13 protein-coding genes are annotated in these 15038 nt (G+C 69.7%); 2 read left to right on the top strand and 11 right to left on the bottom strand.

Annotation, left to right across the window (positions count from 1 at the left end):
• Nucleotides 1-3: 3 nt before the first annotated feature.
• The 6 genes from VLF38_RS16005 to VLF38_RS16030 all read right to left on the bottom strand — a co-directional run bounded on the left by VLF38_RS16005 (nucleotide 4) and on the right by VLF38_RS16030 (nucleotide 8861).
• Entirely contained in the window at nucleotides 4-1224 is a 1221-nt protein-coding gene (locus tag VLF38_RS16005) for a sarcosine oxidase subunit beta family protein (protein WP_325272236.1), read from the bottom strand.
• A 1-nt stretch (nucleotide 1225) separates the two neighbouring features.
• Complete coding sequence (gene glyA / locus VLF38_RS16010) at nucleotides 1226-2554, bottom strand: serine hydroxymethyltransferase (protein ID WP_325272237.1); 1329 nt, start codon at nucleotides 2552-2554, stop codon at nucleotides 1226-1228.
• Between the two features lie 20 nt (nucleotides 2555-2574).
• Nucleotides 2575-3789: a formaldehyde dehydrogenase, glutathione-independent gene (gene fdhA / locus VLF38_RS16015; RefSeq protein ID WP_325272238.1), complete on the bottom strand. Its 1215-nt coding sequence runs from the start codon at nucleotides 3787-3789 to the stop codon at nucleotides 2575-2577.
• 70 nt (nucleotides 3790-3859) lie between these two features.
• Nucleotides 3860-4999, bottom strand: coding sequence for an FAD-binding oxidoreductase (locus VLF38_RS16020; protein WP_325272239.1), 1140 nt, complete (start codon nucleotides 4997-4999; stop codon nucleotides 3860-3862).
• Nucleotides 5000-5041: 42 nt separating this feature from the next.
• Complete coding sequence (locus VLF38_RS16025; protein ID WP_325272240.1) at nucleotides 5042-6361, bottom strand: aromatic ring-hydroxylating dioxygenase subunit alpha; 1320 nt, start codon at nucleotides 6359-6361, stop codon at nucleotides 5042-5044.
• A gap of 52 nt (nucleotides 6362-6413) precedes the next feature.
• Nucleotides 6414-8861 carry an FAD-dependent oxidoreductase gene (locus VLF38_RS16030; protein WP_325272241.1) on the bottom strand — a complete coding sequence of 816 codons (2448 nt, stop codon included), beginning with the start codon at nucleotides 8859-8861 and terminating at the stop codon, nucleotides 6414-6416.
• Between the two features lie 269 nt (nucleotides 8862-9130).
• On the opposite strand from VLF38_RS16030, the gene VLF38_RS16035 reads away from it, so the two are divergent.
• Nucleotides 9131-9904, top strand: a complete 774-nt coding sequence (locus VLF38_RS16035) for an MOSC domain-containing protein (RefSeq protein WP_325272242.1) — start codon at nucleotides 9131-9133, stop codon at nucleotides 9902-9904.
• Here VLF38_RS16035 and VLF38_RS16040 read toward each other — a convergent pair.
• A complete protein-coding gene (locus tag VLF38_RS16040; protein ID WP_325272243.1) occupies nucleotides 9894-10505 on the bottom strand; it encodes a trimeric intracellular cation channel family protein in 612 nt (203 codons plus the stop codon). The genes VLF38_RS16035 and VLF38_RS16040 overlap by 11 nt on opposite strands.
• 32 nt (nucleotides 10506-10537) lie before the next feature.
• On the opposite strand from VLF38_RS16040, the gene VLF38_RS16045 reads away from it, so the two are divergent.
• The gene (locus VLF38_RS16045; RefSeq protein WP_325272244.1) at nucleotides 10538-11320 is read left to right on the top strand and encodes an NAD(P)-binding domain-containing protein; all 783 of its coding nucleotides are present in this window, start codon (nucleotides 10538-10540) and stop codon (nucleotides 11318-11320) included.
• A gap of 48 nt (nucleotides 11321-11368) precedes the next feature.
• Here VLF38_RS16045 and VLF38_RS16050 read toward each other — a convergent pair whose 3' ends face one another.
• The 4 genes from VLF38_RS16050 to VLF38_RS16065 all read right to left on the bottom strand — a co-directional run.
• The gene (locus VLF38_RS16050; protein ID WP_325272245.1) at nucleotides 11369-13066 is read right to left on the bottom strand and encodes a flavin monoamine oxidase family protein; all 1698 of its coding nucleotides are present in this window, start codon (nucleotides 13064-13066) and stop codon (nucleotides 11369-11371) included.
• Nucleotides 13063-13851, bottom strand: a complete 789-nt coding sequence (locus VLF38_RS16055) for a carbon-nitrogen hydrolase family protein (RefSeq protein ID WP_325272246.1) — start codon at nucleotides 13849-13851, stop codon at nucleotides 13063-13065. Before VLF38_RS16055 ends, VLF38_RS16050 begins: the two co-directional genes overlap by 4 nt.
• Nucleotides 13851-14825 carry an agmatinase gene (gene speB / locus VLF38_RS16060; protein ID WP_325272247.1) on the bottom strand — a complete coding sequence of 325 codons (975 nt, stop codon included), beginning with the start codon at nucleotides 14823-14825 and terminating at the stop codon, nucleotides 13851-13853. Before speB ends, VLF38_RS16055 begins: the two co-directional genes overlap by 1 nt.
• A gap of 7 nt (nucleotides 14826-14832) precedes the next feature.
• Nucleotides 14833-15038, bottom strand: a 206-nt coding sequence (locus VLF38_RS16065; RefSeq protein ID WP_325272248.1) for a cupin domain-containing protein, incomplete at its 5' end; no start/stop codon positions are given.

The following is a 15038-nucleotide window of genomic DNA, read 5'->3' on the forward strand; positions in this document are numbered from 1 at the left end:
GGATCAGTGCGCGACGCCGGCGGCGCCGTGCTCGTCGATGAGGTGACCGGTGGTGAAGCGCTCCAGGCCGAACGGCTTGTTGAGCTCGTGCGACTCACCCGTGGCCATCGTGTGCGCCATCGCCCAGCCGGCGGCCGGCGTGGCCTTGAAGCCACCCGTGCCCCACCCGGCGTTGACGTAGAGGCCGTCGACCGGGGTGCCGCCGATGATCGGCGAGGCGTCGGGGCAGACGTCGACGATGCCGCCCCAGGTGCGCAGCAGGTGGGCCCGCCCGAAGATCGGGAAGAGCTCCAGCGCTGCCGCCATCTGGTGTTCGATCACGTGGAAGGAGCCGCGCTGGCCGTAGCCGTTGTACTGGTCGACGCCGGCGCCCATGACCAGCTCGCCCTTGTGCGCCTGCGAGACGTAGACGTGGACGTAGTTGGACATGACGACCGTGGGGTGCACCGGCTCGTAGAGCTCCGAGACCAGGGCCTGCAGCGGGTGCGACTGCACCGGCAGCCGGAAGCCGGCCTTCTCGGCGAGCACGCTGGAGTGTCCCGCCGCGACCATCCCGACGGTGTCGGAGAGGATCCGGCCGCGGGTGGTCTCGACACCGGTGACCCGGTTGCCGTCCTTGATGAAGCCGGTGACCTCGCAGTTCTGGATGATGTCGACACCCATCGCGTCACAGGCCCGCGCGAAGGCCCACGCCACGTGGTCGTGCTTGGCAATGCCGGCGCGCGGCTGGAAGGTCGCACCCAGGACGGGGTAGCGGACGTCCTCGGAGATGTTGACGATCGGGCAGACCTTCGCGACCTCCTCGGGCGTCAGGAACTCCGCGTCGACACCGTTGAGGCGGTTCGCCTCCACGCGGCGTACGGAGTCACGGACGTCCTGCATCGAGTGGGCGAGGTTGAGCACGCCGCGCTGGCTGAAGAGGAAGTCGTACTCGAGCTCCTCGGGGAGCTCCTCCCACAGCTTGAGCGCGTGCTCGTAGATCGCCGCCGACTCGTCCCAGAGGTAGTTCGACCGGATGATCGTGGTGTTGCGGGCCATGTTGCCGCCGGCCAGCCACCCCTTCTCCAGGATGGCGATGTTGGTCATGCCGTGGTTCTTGGCGAGGTAGTACGCCGTGGCGAGGCCGTGGCCACCGCCGCCGATCACGATCGCGTCGTACGACGACTTCGGGTCGGGGTCGCGCCAGAGCCACTCGGGGTGCTCGCCCGGGAACGGGTTGCCCATCTCAGACCACCGATCCGGCGGACGCGCCGATGCTGGTGGGGAGGTTGGCGTCGGCGTAGAGCGGGAAGCGCTCGGCCAGTGCCTCGACACGGTTGCGCAGCTTCTGCAGCTGGTCGGCGTCACCGGAGCCGGCGAGGGTCTCGGCGATGACGTCGGCAACCTCGCCGAACGCCTCGGCGTCGAAGCCACGCGTGGCCAGTGCCGGGGTGCCGATGCGGACGCCGGAGGAGACCATCGGCGGACGCGGGTCGAACGGCACCGCGTTGCGGTTGACCGTGATGCCGACCGCGTGCAGCCGGTCCTCGGCCTCCTGGCCGTTGATCTCCGCGTCACGAAGGTCGACGAGCACGAGGTGGACGTCGGTGCCGCCGGACAGGACGGTGATGCCGGCCTCCGCAACGTCGGCGTGCGCGAGGCGGCCCGCGATGATCTGGGCACCCTCGAGCGTGCGCTGCTGGCGCTCCTTGAACGCCGGCTCGAGCGCCATCTTGAAGGCGACGGCCTTGGCCGCGATCACGTGCTCGAGCGGGCCGCCCTGCTGACCGGGGAAGACAGCCGAGTTGATCTTCTTGGCCAGCGCCTCCTTGGAGAGGATCACGCCGCCACGCGGACCGCCGAGGGTCTTGTGCGTGGTGGTGGTGACGACGTCGGCGTACGGCACGGGGCTCGGGTGGAGACCCGTCGCGACCAGGCCGGCGAAGTGCGCCATGTCGACCATCAGGTAGGCACCGACCTTGTCGGCGATCCGGCGGAACTCCGCGAAGTCGAGCTGGCGGGGGTACGCCGACCAGCCGGCGACGATCAGCTTCGGCTTGTGCTCGACGGCGAGGCGCTCGACCTCGGCCATGTCGATCCGGAAGTCGTCGGGCGAGACCTGGTAGGCCACGACGTTGTAGAGCTTGCCGGAGAAGTTGATCCGCATGCCGTGGGTCAGGTGACCGCCGTGCGCGAGGTCGAGGCCGAGGATCGTGTCGCCCGGGTTGATCAGCGCGAACATGGCGGCGGCGTTGGCCTGGGCGCCGGAGTGCGGCTGGACGTTGGCGGCCTCGGCACCGAAGAGCTCCTTGATCCGGTCGATCGCGAGCTGCTCGATGACGTCGACGTTCTCGCAGCCGCCGTAGTAGCGGCGACCGGGGTAGCCCTCGGCGTACTTGTTGGTCAGGACGGAGCCCTGGGCCTGCATGACCGCGGTCGGGGCGAAGTTCTCCGAGGCGATCATCTCGAGGGTCGTCTGCTGGCGGACCAGCTCGCGCTCGATCTGCTCGGCGACCTCGGGGTCGAAGTCGGCGAGGCTCTGGTCGAGCACGGAGGCGGAAAGCTGGGTGGTCATCTGGTCACTCATCTCGGAAATCAGGCCCGGACCATGCCGTGCGGGTCGATGACGAACTTCTGGGCGGCGCCCTTGTCGAACGCGGCGTAGCCCTGGGCGGCCTCGTCGAGGCTGATCGTGGTGGCGTTGACGGCCTTCGCGATGTGGGCCTTGTCCGCGAGGATCAGGTTCATCAGCTGGCGGTTGTACTGCTTGACCGGGCACTGGCCGGTGACGAGCGTGTGGGACTTCGCCCAGCCGAGGCCGAGGCGGACGCCGATCTGGCCGATCTTCGCGGCCTCGTCGACGGCACCCGGGTCGCCGGTCACGTAGAGGCCGGGGATGCCGAGCGAGGCACCGGCGCGCGAGATGTCCATGATGTCGTTGAGGACGGTCGCGGGCGCCTCGGCGGCACCGGCGCCGTGGCCACGCGCCTCGAAGCCGACGGCATCGACGGCGGCGTCGACCTCGGGCTCACCGAGGATGTCGGCGACGATGTCGGCCAGGGAGTCACCCTTGGACAGGTCGGCGACCTCGCAGCCGAAGCTGGCGGCCTGCGCGAGGCGGTCGGCGTTCATGTCGCCGACGATGACCGTCGAGGCACCGAGCAGCTGCGCGGAGTACGCCGCGGCGAGGCCGACCGGGCCGGCACCGGCGACGTACACCGTGGAGCCGGTGGTCACGCCGGCGGTGTAGGCGCCGTGGTAGCCCGTCGGGAAGATGTCGGAGAGCATCGTGAGGTCGAGGATCTTCTCGAGCGCGGCGTCGCGGTCCGGGAAGCGGAGCAGGTTGAAGTCCGCGAACGGGATCATCACGTACTCGGCCTGGCCACCGACCCAGCCGCCCATGTCGACGTAGCCGTAGGCGGCGCCCGCGCGGGCCGGGTTGACGTTGAGGCAGATGCCGGTCTTGCCCTCGTTGCACATGCGGCAGCGACCACAGGCGATGTTGAACGGGACCGAGCAGATGTCTCCGACCTTGTGGAAGAGGACGTCGTCACCGATCTCGACGATCTCGCCGGTGATCTCGTGGCCGAGCGTCTGGCCCACCGGAGCCGTCGTACGACCACGGACCATGTGCTGGTCCGAGCCGCAGATGTTGGTCGTGACCAGCTTGAGGATCACGGCGTGCGGAGCGGCCTGCTTGATGCCCAGCCCCTGCGCGACCTCGGCCGGGATCTCCAGCTTGGGGAACTCGGTGTTCTCGATCGCGACCTGACCAGGTCCTGCGTAGACGACGACTCGATTGTCAGCCATGGGGGTGACTCCGTTTCTTGCTTCGGGTGGTGACGGCGTGGGGCCTGGGGTGGTGGGAACTGCTGGCGGATCAGGCGTCGAGCGAGAGGTCGCTGAGTGGCTTGGAACAGCAGGCGAGGATCTTTCCGGCGGTGACCTCCTTGGGTCGGATACCGCCGTTGTGGTTCATCTCGACCTCGCCGGAGAGCTTCGGGATCTTGCAGGTGCCGCACATGCCCTGGCTGCAGGACGAGGCGAGGCGGACGCCGGCGGCGAGCGCCGCGTCGAGGACGTTCTCGTCGGCGCGGCAGGTGACGGTCTTGCCGCTCTTGGTGAACTCCACGGAGAAGGTCGCCACGCCGTCGTCGCCGCCCGGGGCCGCGGGTGCAGCGATGTCCTCGTAGGCGACGCCCTCGGGCGGCGGCGTCGCACCCGGGATCGACGGGTCGTCGAAGTTGAAGCTCTCCTCGTGGTAGCTCGCCATGTCGTAGTCGAGCTCGCCGAGGATCCGGCGGACCGCCTCCATGTAGGGCGCGGGGCCGCAGTTGAAGGTCATGCGCTCCTGGAAGTCCGGGACGATCGTCTGGAGCATCGCCGGCGAGATGCGTCCCCGCATGCCGCCCCAGCGCTCCGACGGGTAGTCGGCCTCGCAGATGTGCACGACCCGGAGGTTGGGCATGAGCGTCTCGATCGCTGCGAGCTCGCTGCGGAAGACGATGTCGCTCGGCGTCCGGGCGCTGTGCAGGAAGACCACGTCCGCGTCCGACCCGAGGTCGTAGAGCGTGCGCAGCATCGACATCAGCGGGGTGATCCCGCTGCCGGCGGAGAGGAAGAGGAGCTTCTCCGCCGGCTTGCGGGCCAGGGTGAAGGCACCCAGCGGCGCCAGCACCGGAACCTTGCTGCCGGGAACGATGTTGTCGTGGACCCAGTTGGAGACCTTGCCGCCCTGGACGCGCTTCACCGTGATGGCGATGCGGTTGGGGCGGGTCGGCGGCGACGAGATCGTGTAGCACCGGTTGACCGGGGTGCCGTCGATGTCGAGCTTGAGCGTCAGGAACTGGCCCGCGTCGAACTCGAAGAGCTGGTCGCCCTCCGGCTCGAACACGAAGTTCTTGACGTCGTGCGTGACGTCGCTGACCGCGGTGCATACCAGCACGGTCTCGTCCTCCTCCGCCCAGCAGACCGGAGACTGCAGGGACGGCACGAGGCCTTCGAGTGCCTGGGTGGACATGTCGTTGCTCCCGGAGATCAGGTAACGGGGATCAGGTGAGGGTTACTGCGCCGCGACGGCGTTGAGGTGGCCGAGACGCTCCGCGCTCTCGCGGGTCGGCTCGAGGTAGGCGTGGAGCCGGCCGACGTACCAGTTGAGGAAGGCCTCGACGTCGTCCTCGATCAGCGCGTAGGGACCACCGACGTAGCCGGGGTCAGTGACGCCGCGCTGGGTCTTCTCGACGAGGACGCGGTCCTGGTCGTTGGTCGCCTTCCAGACGCTGGTGAGGTTCTCGACCGTGTAGTCCTCGCCCTCGACGGCGTCCGCGTGGACCAGCCACGTGGTGCGGACCATCGACTTGTCCGGGCCGAGCGGCAGGACGCTGAAGACGATGACGTGGTCGCCGAGGAAGTGGAACCAGGAGTTCGGCTGCATGTGCAGCGAGAGGTCGCCGAACTTGGCGGTGGGCGCGTCACCCATCAGCTTCGTGCAGAGCTGGGCACCGTCGATGCCGAACGAGGCACCGTCACCGTCGAGCGGGAGGCGCATGATCATGAAGCCGGTCTCGCGGGTGTCGAGCTCGTGGACGAGCTCGCGCGGAACGCCGTTGTCCTTGCAGACGTCGTCGAGGTCCTTGGTCGCCTGGAGGTAGCGCTCGTAGAGCGGCTGCAGGCGCGGGGTGATGTCGGACTCGTCGTAGCGCAGGAACGGGAAGTACGACGTGATCAGCTCGGGGTGCGAGGCGTCGCAGTGGTGGCACTCGCGGTTGTTCTCCATGACGAGCTTCCAGTTGCCGTTCTCCACCAGATCGGTCTGGTGGGCGACCTTCGCCTCGGCGATCTTGTAGGAGCGCAGGTAGGGCTCGATGACCGACGCGACCTCGTCGAAGTCGGTCGGCGGCTCGTCGGCCAGGCAGATGAAGATCAGGCCGCCGACGGTGCGGACGTGGACCTGCTTCAGGTTGAACTTCGACTTGTCGAACGACGGCGACTGGCTCTCGGCGTACATGAGCTCGCCGTCGGGACGGTAGGTCCACTGGTGGTAGGGGCACACGATGTTGCCGACCGAGCCGCACGGGTCCTCGAGGAGCCGGGAGCCGCGGTGACGGCAGACGTTGCGGATCGCGCGGACCGTCCCGTCGTCGTCGCGGACGACGATGATCGACTGGGTGTCGATCTCGACCGTGATGAAGTCACCCTCGTCGGGGATCTCGGCCTCGGAGGCGACGAAGATCCAGTGCTGGCCGAAGATCGCCTTGATGTCGAGGTCGTAGACCTCCTGGCTGGCGTAGAACGCGGACTCGAGGCTGTAGCCCACCTCGCGGCGCTCGACCATGGCGGCGATCTCGGCCATGTTGGCCGCGGGAGCGGTCTTGAAACTCACGGGGAACCTCCGGATGAGAAAAGTGGTGAGAGAAGGAAGGAGAAGGGGGCGATCAGCCGCGGAGGCGGGTCATCTTGGGGTCGAAGAGCGGCTCGGCGGTGACGACGGCCGGGACCCGCTTGTCGAAGTAGCCGATCTCGACCTCGGTGCCGACCTCGGCGACCTCGAGCGGCAGCCACGCGTAGGCGATGCCCTTCTCGATCGTGTAGCCGTACGCCGCGGAGGTGACGTAGCCGACCGGCTCGCCGCCCGCGAAGACCGGCTCCTTGCCCAGGACGACGTCCTCGGTGCTGTCGATCGTCAGGCAGGCCAGCGTCCTCGTCTGGTTCGCCTTGCGCTCGATCAGCGCGTCGCGACCGAGGAAGTCGCCCTTGTCGAGCTTCACCGCGAAGCCGAGGCCGGCCTCGTAGGGGTCGTGCTCGTTGGTCATGTCGCCACCGAAGGAGCGGTAGCCCTTCTCCAGGCGGAGGCTGTTGAAGGCGCCACGACCGGCAGCGATGATGCCGTGCTCCTGGCCGGCCTCCCAGATCGTGTCCCACAGGCGCTGACCGAGGTCGGCGGTCGTGTAGATCTCCCAGCCGAGCTCACCGACGTACGACAGGCGCCAGGCAGTGACCGGGACGTTGCCGATCGTGAGCTTCTTGGCGCGGAAGTACTTCAGGCCGTCGTTCGTCATGTCCGCGTCGGTGATCGTGGCGAGCACCTCGCGGGCCTTCGGGCCCCACAGGCCGATGCAGCAGGTGCCCGGCGTGATGTCGGTGATCTGGACGGTGCCGTCCTCGGGGAGGTGGCGCTCGAACCAGTCGATGTCGAGCTCGCCGTTGGCGCCGACCTGGTAGTGGTCCTTGCCCAGGCGGGCCACGGTGATGTCGGAGCGGATGCCGCCGTCGACGTCGAGGAGCAGCGTGTAGACCACCGCGCCGACGGTCTTGTCGATGTCGTTGGTGCAGAGCTTCTGGAGGAAGTCCACGACGCCCGGACCGGTGACGTTGATCCGCTTGAGGGCGGTCATGTCGTACATCGCGACGCCCTCACGCGTCGCCTGCGCCTCGGCGCCGACGATCGGGTTCCAGTACTTCGCGGCCCAGTCGTTGGGGGTCGGGACCTCGAAGCGGTCGAGCAGGCCGGCGTTCGCGCCGTACCAGTGCGGGCGCTCCCAGCCGTTGGCCGGCAGGAAGAACGCGTCGAGCTCGACCTCGCGGGCGTGGAACGGCGAGAGGCGGACGTCGCGCGGGGAGTCCATCGGCTGCAGCGGGTGCAGGATGTCGTAGACCTCGCGGAAGTTCTGGCAGTCACGCTCGAGGACGTAGTCGGGGGCGACCTGGTAGGCCTCGAAGCGGTTGACGTCGCACTCGTGGATGTCCCACGACTCGCAGTAGCCGTTGGCGATCCACTCGGCGACGGCGCGGCCGACGCCGGCGGAGTGGGTGACCCACACGGCCTCGGCGACCCAGAAGCCCTTGACCTCGCGGGACTCGCCGAGCAGCGGCATACCGTCGGTGGTGAAGGAGAAGAGGCCGTTGATGCCCTCCTCGACCTTGGTCTCCGCAGTCGAGGGCAGCAGGCGCTGGGTCTCGGCCCAGGCGGGCTCGAAGTCCTCGGGGGTGAACTCCATGACCGAGGGCATGTGGCCGGTCTTGTCGGCCTCCTCCATGGAGCGGATGTCCGTCGCGAGGTACGGCATCGGCTTGTGGTGGTAGTAGCCGATGCCCTGGCCCTCGAAGTTGTCGCGGTAGTAGAGGCCGGAGTCCTGGTGGCGCAGGATCGGACGGAGCGCCTCCTGCGTCTGGCCCTTCTGCTTCGGGACGTCGCCGGTCCAGGCGAGCTGGTGGGCGAGCGGGGTGAGCGGGAGGTCGAGGCCCACGAGCGAGGCGACCTTCGGGCCCCAGATGCCGGCGCAGGAGACGACGATGTCGGCGGGGAACTCGCCCTGGTTCGTCACGACCGCGGTGACCTGGTCGTTCTCGACGGTGATGTCGGTGACCTCGTGGCGGCCGAGGAACCGCACGCCGCGGGCCTTGGCGCGCTCGATCTGCGCGTCGACCGCCCAGACCGCCTTGGCCAGGCCGTCGGTCGGGCAGTAGAGGCCACCGAGGATCGCGTCGCGGTCGAGGAGGTCGTGCAGCTCGAGGCAGCGGTCGACGTCGACGATCTCCGCCTCGACGCCCCAGGAGGTGAGCCAGCCGTGGCGGCGGTGCAGCTCGGCGAGGCGCTCCGGCGTGGTCGCGACCTCGAGGCCACCGACCTGGAGGAAGCAGGAGTTGCCCTCGTGCTGCAGGTCGACGAACTTCTCGACGGTGTACGTCGCCAGCTCGGTCAGGACCTTGCTGCCGCTGGCCTGGAAGACCAGACCGGGCGCGTGGGAGGTCGAACCACCCGTGGCCGGCAGGTCGCCCTGGTCGAGGACCGTGATGTCCGTCCAGCCGAGCGCGGAGAGCTCGTCGGCGAGCGCTGCGCCCACCACTCCCGCACCGATGATGACGGTCTTGCGTCCGACCATGGGGTTGGTCCTCCTGTTGCGTAATCTGCACTGCATTGCGTTAAAAGCAACAATGCAGGTGTGACGTAGATGACGTCAAGGGGGTGGAGCAGGAAAAACTGCGCGTACCTCGATGCTCGGTCTGTCCCGATCCCGCCGAGGCGGCGCGTAGTTGCACCGGGCCTACGCCGAGGCGGCCCGAACCTGCACCCGGCGTACGCCGAAGCGGCCCGAACCTGCACCCGGCGTACGCCGAAGCGGCGCGAGCCTGCGCGCCGTAGGCTCGCGGCGTGCCCTACCGCATCAGGTGCCTGTCGATCACTCCGATCAAGGGACTACAGCTCCAGCACCCGACGTCGGTCGACATCACCGCGAGCGGCGTGCCCGGCGACCGGCAGTTCCACCTCGTCGACGCGACGGGCGCGCTCCAGAGCTGCACCCACAACCAGGCACTCCTCACGCTCCGCTCCGAGTACGACGCGGCGCAGCGCCGCCTCTCCGTGTGGCGGCGCGACGAGCTGCTCCTGAGCGGCGTCGTCGAGGACGGCGACCCGCTCGAGGTCGACCTCCACGGCCTCCGCACCAGCCCCGGGGCGTACGTCGACGGCGGCTGGCACGACCTCTTCTCCGACATCCTGGGCAAGCCGGTACGGCTCGTGCACGCCCACACCCCGGCGTACGACGTGTTCCCGGCGACGCTGGTCGGCTCCGCCTCCGTCGCCGAGCTCGCCCGCCGCTCGGGGCTGACCGGTGTGGACGCCCGACGGTTCCGCATGCTCATCGAGTTCGAGGGCGGCGAGGCGCACGCGGAAGACGGCTGGCAGGGCCAGGAGATCGCGGTGGGCAGCACCGTCCTGCGCGGCGGCGGGCTGGTCAAGCGGTGCGCCGCCACGACGCGCCACCCGGACTCCGGGCAGGTCGACCTCCAGACGCTGCGGCGGATCATCGGCTACCGCGGGCGGCAGGAGACGCCCCTCGGCCCGGGCGCGGCGTTCGGGGTCTACGCCACGGTGGTCACGGCGGGGACGGTCTCCATCGGCGATGTGCTGACGATCAGCGGCTGACGACGGGGCTCGGAGCGGTCCAGCCGCGCCAGATCGTGAGGAGCCGGAAGCCGGTCGTCGCGACGACACCGATCAGGACGACGGCAACGGTCGGTGCGTCGAGCCGCATCGCGGCGACCGTGAGTGCCGCACCGACCAGCGCGGTCGTGGCGTAGAGCTGGCTTCCGGCGCGGAGCAGCTCGGGGACCTGCCGGGTGAGGACGTCGCGGAGCACGCCCCCGCCGACGCCGGTCATCACGCCGAGCACGATCGCGGGCACAGGCCCGAGGCCGTGCTCGGTCGCCTTCACCGCGCCGGCGACCGTGAAGAGGCCGAGGCCGAAAGCGTCGACGACGTTGATCGCGCCCTGGAGCCGCCCGATCGCGGGGTGGAACCAGAAGGTGAGGAGCCCGCCGACCAGCGGCGCGCAGAGGTAGCGCCAGTCGGAGAGCAGGGGCGAGGGCACCGCCCCGATGAGGACGTCGCGCATCATGCCGCCGCCGATGCCGGAGACGGTGCCGAGCACCGCCACGCCCATGATGTCCATGCCCATGCGCACCGCGGTCAACCCGCCTGCGACTCCGAAGACGAAGATCGCGAGCAGGTCGAGGGCCATCATCATGAGCGAGAGTGAACCACGGGTACGTTCGGCCCATGACGACCTACGGCATCATCGGCGTCGGCTCCATCGCCGGCGCGATCGTGACGGGTCTGTGCGACGGGGTCGACGACGCTCCGGAGGTCGTGCTCTCCCCGCGCAGCGCAGACCGGGCCGCCACGCTCTCTGCCCGATTCGCGACGGTCCGCACGGCGACGACCAACCAGGCCGTGCTCGACGCGAGCGATGTGGTCCTCGTCGGCGTGCTCCCGGAGCAAGCTCCCGAAGTGCTGCGCCAGCTCACCTTCCGCCCGGACCATCGGGTCGTCAGCGCCGTCGCGGCGCTCCCCTTCGACGACCTCGCCGCGCTGGTCGCACCGGCGAGGGAGGTGGCGCGCAGCATCCCCCTCATGGCGGTCGCCACGCGCAGCGGCACGACGCCGGTCTTTCCCGCGACCCCCTCCGCGACCACGCTCTACGACCGGCTCGGCGCGAGCCTGCAGGTCGAGACCGAGGAGTCGTTCGACGCGGTCGTCGGCGCCTCGGCCACCGTTGCGGCGTACTTCGACTACCTCGGCACCATCACGTCGTGGCTGGCCGATCGCGGTGTCGCCACGGTCGACGCCGGCCGCTACGTCGCCGCGACCTTCGCCTCGCTGACCGACGAGCTGTCGCGTCCGGAGGTCGACTTCGCCGCGCTGGCGCAGGCACACACCACCCCGGGCGGCCTCAACGAGCAGTTCGCCGGAGACCTGGAGCAGGCCGGCCTCGCCGACGCCGTACGCCGGGGGCTCGACCGGATCCACGCACGCGTCCGCTCGGCGGGCGGGCCTGGCTGACGAGGCCCAGCCGTCAGGGTTGGTCGGTGCCGGCGGGTTCCGTCGTCCTCAGTCCTCGAGGGCCAGCGGCGCGATCTCGTCGAAGACGTCACCGGGTCCGGGGTTCTCCGGGGCGGTCGACCCGCCGAACTGGTGCATGACGCCCCAGACCGCGTTGAGCGCGGTGGTCACCGCACCCTCGGCCCAGCCGGCGGTCCACGACACGTCATCCCCGGCCAGGAAGAGCCCCCGGAACGCCGGCGCGAGCCGGTCCTGCATGAAGTGCGTGTAGAGCCGCTCCTGGTAGCGGTAGTGGCCCGGCAGGTTCGCCTTGAACGCACCCATGAACGCCTTCTCGGCCTCCCACGAGATCGTCACCGGCGTGGCGATGATGTGCGAGCGGATGTCGACGCCGGGATAGATCTGGGCGAGCGAGTTGAGCATGATGTCGGCCCGCGCCTGCGCGTCGAGCGGCAGCAGCTTGAGCGAGTCGTCGGACCAGGTGTAGCTCAGGCAGATCAGGCCCGGCTTCCCCTCGCCCTGGTCGAGCAGGTAGGTGCCACGGCTCATCCGGTCGGTGAGCGTCATGCTCATCACCTCGCGGCCGGTGGCCGGGTCGATGTCCTTCCAGAACGGCCGGTCGACGAGCACGAAGACCTTGCTCGAGCCCATGTAGTGCGTGCGCTCGATCGCGGTCCAGTGGTCGATCGGCAGCAGCCGCTCGTCGGCCCGGATCGTGTTGAGCAGCATCCACGACTGCGCGGTGTAGATGACCGCGTCGAAGGTGTCGATGCGGCCGTCGGCGTCGTGGATCGTGAACCGGTCCGGCTCCGTACGCCGGATCTCGACGACCGCGGGCCGCGGCACGCCGCCCTCGTGCAGGGACTGCACCGACGTCGCCTCCGGCCAGTGCACCGCGCCGTCGACCGGTCGCGACCAGAGCCGCTCCGGCAGCTGCTGCGACCCTCCGGTGATGCCGCGGTGGTGGTCGTCGGCGGCGGTCACGACGACGCGGAGGATCTCCAGGATCGAGTTGGGGTAGTCGGTGTCCCAGCCACCCGTGCCGAAGCCGACCTGGCCGAAGATCTCGCGCAGCCGGAAGCTCTGGAACGCCTTGCTGCGGGCGAGGAAGCCGTAGAAGGTCTCGTCGTCGAAGCGCTCGACGAGACCGTTCCAGATCTCCTTGATCCGCGTGGTGTCGCGCGCCCGGATGGCCTCCTGAAGCGGCACCAGCTCGGCGTGCTCCTCCAGCGTGCGGGTCCACGCCTCTGCGACCTCGGTGTAGACCGGCGGCAGGTCCTCGAGCGTGCGCGCGTAGTGGGTCTCGCCCTTGAGGTCGACGACCGTGCTCGGCGTGGCCTCGCACAGCGGGTTGGGGAACTCCGTCGTCTCCAGCCCCATCTCGTCGAGGTAGTGGAACAGCGTCGTCGACGACGGAGGGAACCGCATGGAGCCCATCTCGGCGACGATCCCGTCGGCGTCCGGGTGGTCGTCGAAGGTCACCGAGCGCATCCGGCCACCGATCCGGTCGGCCTCGTAGACGACCGGCTGGAAGCCCATCTTCAGCAGCTCGCGCGCGGCGAGCATGCCCGAGAGGCCACCGCCGACGATGGCGACGCGGGTGCCGTGGGCGCTCTCCGGGATCGACCCGATCCCGGAGGGGTGCGCGACGTAGTCGTCGTACGCGAAGGGGAAGTCGGGGCCGAACATCGTGATCGGCTTGGTGACGCCGTCGGTGGTGGCGTTGGTGGGGACGGCCGAGGTCATCGGGCGCCCTCCTCTCCTGTGACAAGGGCGCCGTACAGCTCGGGGCGACGGTCGCCGAGATGGGTGTTGTCGGCACGCGAGGCCGCGAGCCGGGCCGGATCGATCTCGGCCAGCAACAGCTCGTCACCGGAGCCTGCACGGGCGAGGTCGGCGCCATCGGGGCCGACCACACAGCTCTCGCCGCAGTAGACGAGGTCGCCCTCGGAGCCACTGCGGTTGGCGTACGCGAGGTACACCTGGTTCTCGTAGGCGCGCGCGGGCACGAGCGTGCGCGCGACGACCTCATAGGGGCGCATCAGCGCGGTGGGGACGGCGACCAGGTCGGCGCCCACGAGCGCGAGCGTCCGCACCGTCTCGGGGAACTCGACGTCGTAGCAGATCGCGATGCCGACGGTGAGACCGTCGAGCTCCGCGAGCGCGGTGAACCCGTCGCCCGGCGTGTACGTCGAGAGGTCGACGTCGCCGTAGAGGTGGCACTTGTGGTGCAGGGCGAGCACCGAGCCGTCGGTGTCGACCAGGGCGGCGCTGTTGAAGACCCGGTCGCCGTCGCGCTCGGGGAACCCGTAGAGGATCGCCAGACCGGCCTCGGCCGCGATCTCTGCCACGGCGTCGTGCCACGGGCCGTCAACCGCCTGCGCGAGATCGGCGACACCGGGCACGGCGTACCCGCTGGTGAAGGCCTCGGGCGTGACGAGCAGGCGCGCTCCCTCGGCGGCGGCCTCGAGAGCCCGCGCGCGGAGCCGGTCGAGGTCGGCCGATCCCGTCTGCCAGACCGCGATCTTCATCAGCGACCCTGCAGCGCCATCAGCGAGACGAGCTCGTAGGCGACGTGCGAGGCGGCGACCGCGGTGATGTCCGCGTGGTCGTACGCCGGGGCGACCTCGACGACGTCGGCGCCGACGATGTTGGTGCCGGCCAGGCCGCGGAGGATGCCGAGCAGCTCACGACTGGTCAGACCGCCGGCCTCGGGCGTGCCGGTCCCGGGGGCGTGCGCCGGGTCCAGGCAGTCGATGTCGATGGAGATGTACAGGGGACGGTCGCCGATCCGCTCGCGCAGCGCCTGGACGACGGCCGGGACGCCCTGGTTCATGACGTCCATCGCGGAGGTGATGCCGAAGCCCATGCGCGCGTCGTCGGTGAGGTCCTCCTTGGAGTAGAGCGGACCGCGGATGCCGGCGTGGGCCAGCGCCTCGGTGTCGAGCAGGTCCTCCTCGAAGGCCCGGCGGAACGGCGTGCCGTGGGTGTAGTCGGCGCCGAAGTAGGTGTCCCAGGTGTCGAGGTGCGCGTCGAAGTGGAGCAGCGCGACGGGACCGTGGCGGCGCTTCATCTCGCGCAGCAGCGGCAGCGCGATGGTGTGGTCGCCGCCGATCGTGACCAGCTTCGAGCCGGCATCGAGCAGGGTGGACGCACCCTCCTGCACGGCGTCGAGCGCCTCAGGGATGTTGTAGGGGTTGCAGGCGATGTCGCCCGCGTCGGCCACCTGCACCGCAGCGAACGGCGAGACGTCGAGCCCCGGGTGGTAGGGACGGAGCAGCCGGCTCGCCTCGCGGATCTGCGCCGGGGCGAAGCGGGCGCCCGGGCGGTAGGAGACGCCGCTGTCGAACGGGACGCCCATCACTGCGATGTCGGCGCGGCCGACGTCCTCCAGCCGCGGCAGGCGCGCGAAGGTGGCGATGCCCGCGAAACGCGGGGTCTTCGAGGAGTCGACGGGGCCGACAGTCTCGACGGGGCCGACAGGAGTGGTGGCGTTCTCGATCATGGGGTCCTCAGCTCTGGGCGGGCAGCGCGGGCGAGAAGACCCAGAGCACCTGGGTGGTGCCCTCGTCCAGGGCGCTGCGGAACGTGTGGGGAACGTGGGGGGTGAAGGTGAGGGTGTCGCCCTGCTCGAGGACGACCTCCTCGTCGCGGAGGGTCACCGCGAGTCGGCCCGCGACGACGAAGACGAACTCGACATCGGCGGGAAGGCTGTAGG

Source organism: Nocardioides sp. (genome assembly GCF_035481145.1).
Lineage (GTDB): Bacteria > Actinomycetota > Actinomycetes > Propionibacteriales > Nocardioidaceae > Nocardioides.

What these genes read in the sequence shown, in the direction of transcription:
- VLF38_RS16050 (WP_325272245.1), bottom strand. Translation starts at nt 13,066, where the DNA reads ATGACCTCGGCCGTCCCCACCAACGCCACCACCGACGGCGTCACCAAG.
- fdhA (WP_325272238.1), bottom strand. Translation starts at nt 3,789, where the DNA reads ATGGCTGACAATCGAGTCGTCGTCTACGCAGGACCTGGTCAGGTCGCG.
- VLF38_RS16045 (WP_325272244.1), top strand. Translation starts at nt 10,538, where the DNA reads ATGACGACCTACGGCATCATCGGCGTCGGCTCCATCGCCGGCGCGATC.
- VLF38_RS16055 (WP_325272246.1), bottom strand. Translation starts at nt 13,851, where the DNA reads ATGAAGATCGCGGTCTGGCAGACGGGATCGGCCGACCTCGACCGGCTC.
- VLF38_RS16040 (WP_325272243.1), bottom strand. Translation starts at nt 10,505, where the DNA reads ATGATGATGGCCCTCGACCTGCTCGCGATCTTCGTCTTCGGAGTCGCA.
- VLF38_RS16005 (WP_325272236.1), bottom strand. Translation starts at nt 1,224, where the DNA reads ATGGGCAACCCGTTCCCGGGCGAGCACCCCGAGTGGCTCTGGCGCGAC.
- VLF38_RS16020 (WP_325272239.1), bottom strand. Translation starts at nt 4,999, where the DNA reads ATGTCCACCCAGGCACTCGAAGGCCTCGTGCCGTCCCTGCAGTCTCCG.
- glyA (WP_325272237.1), bottom strand. Translation starts at nt 2,554, where the DNA reads ATGACCACCCAGCTTTCCGCCTCCGTGCTCGACCAGAGCCTCGCCGAC.
- speB (WP_325272247.1), bottom strand. Translation starts at nt 14,825, where the DNA reads ATGATCGAGAACGCCACCACTCCTGTCGGCCCCGTCGAGACTGTCGGC.
- VLF38_RS16030 (WP_325272241.1), bottom strand. Translation starts at nt 8,861, where the DNA reads ATGGTCGGACGCAAGACCGTCATCATCGGTGCGGGAGTGGTGGGCGCA.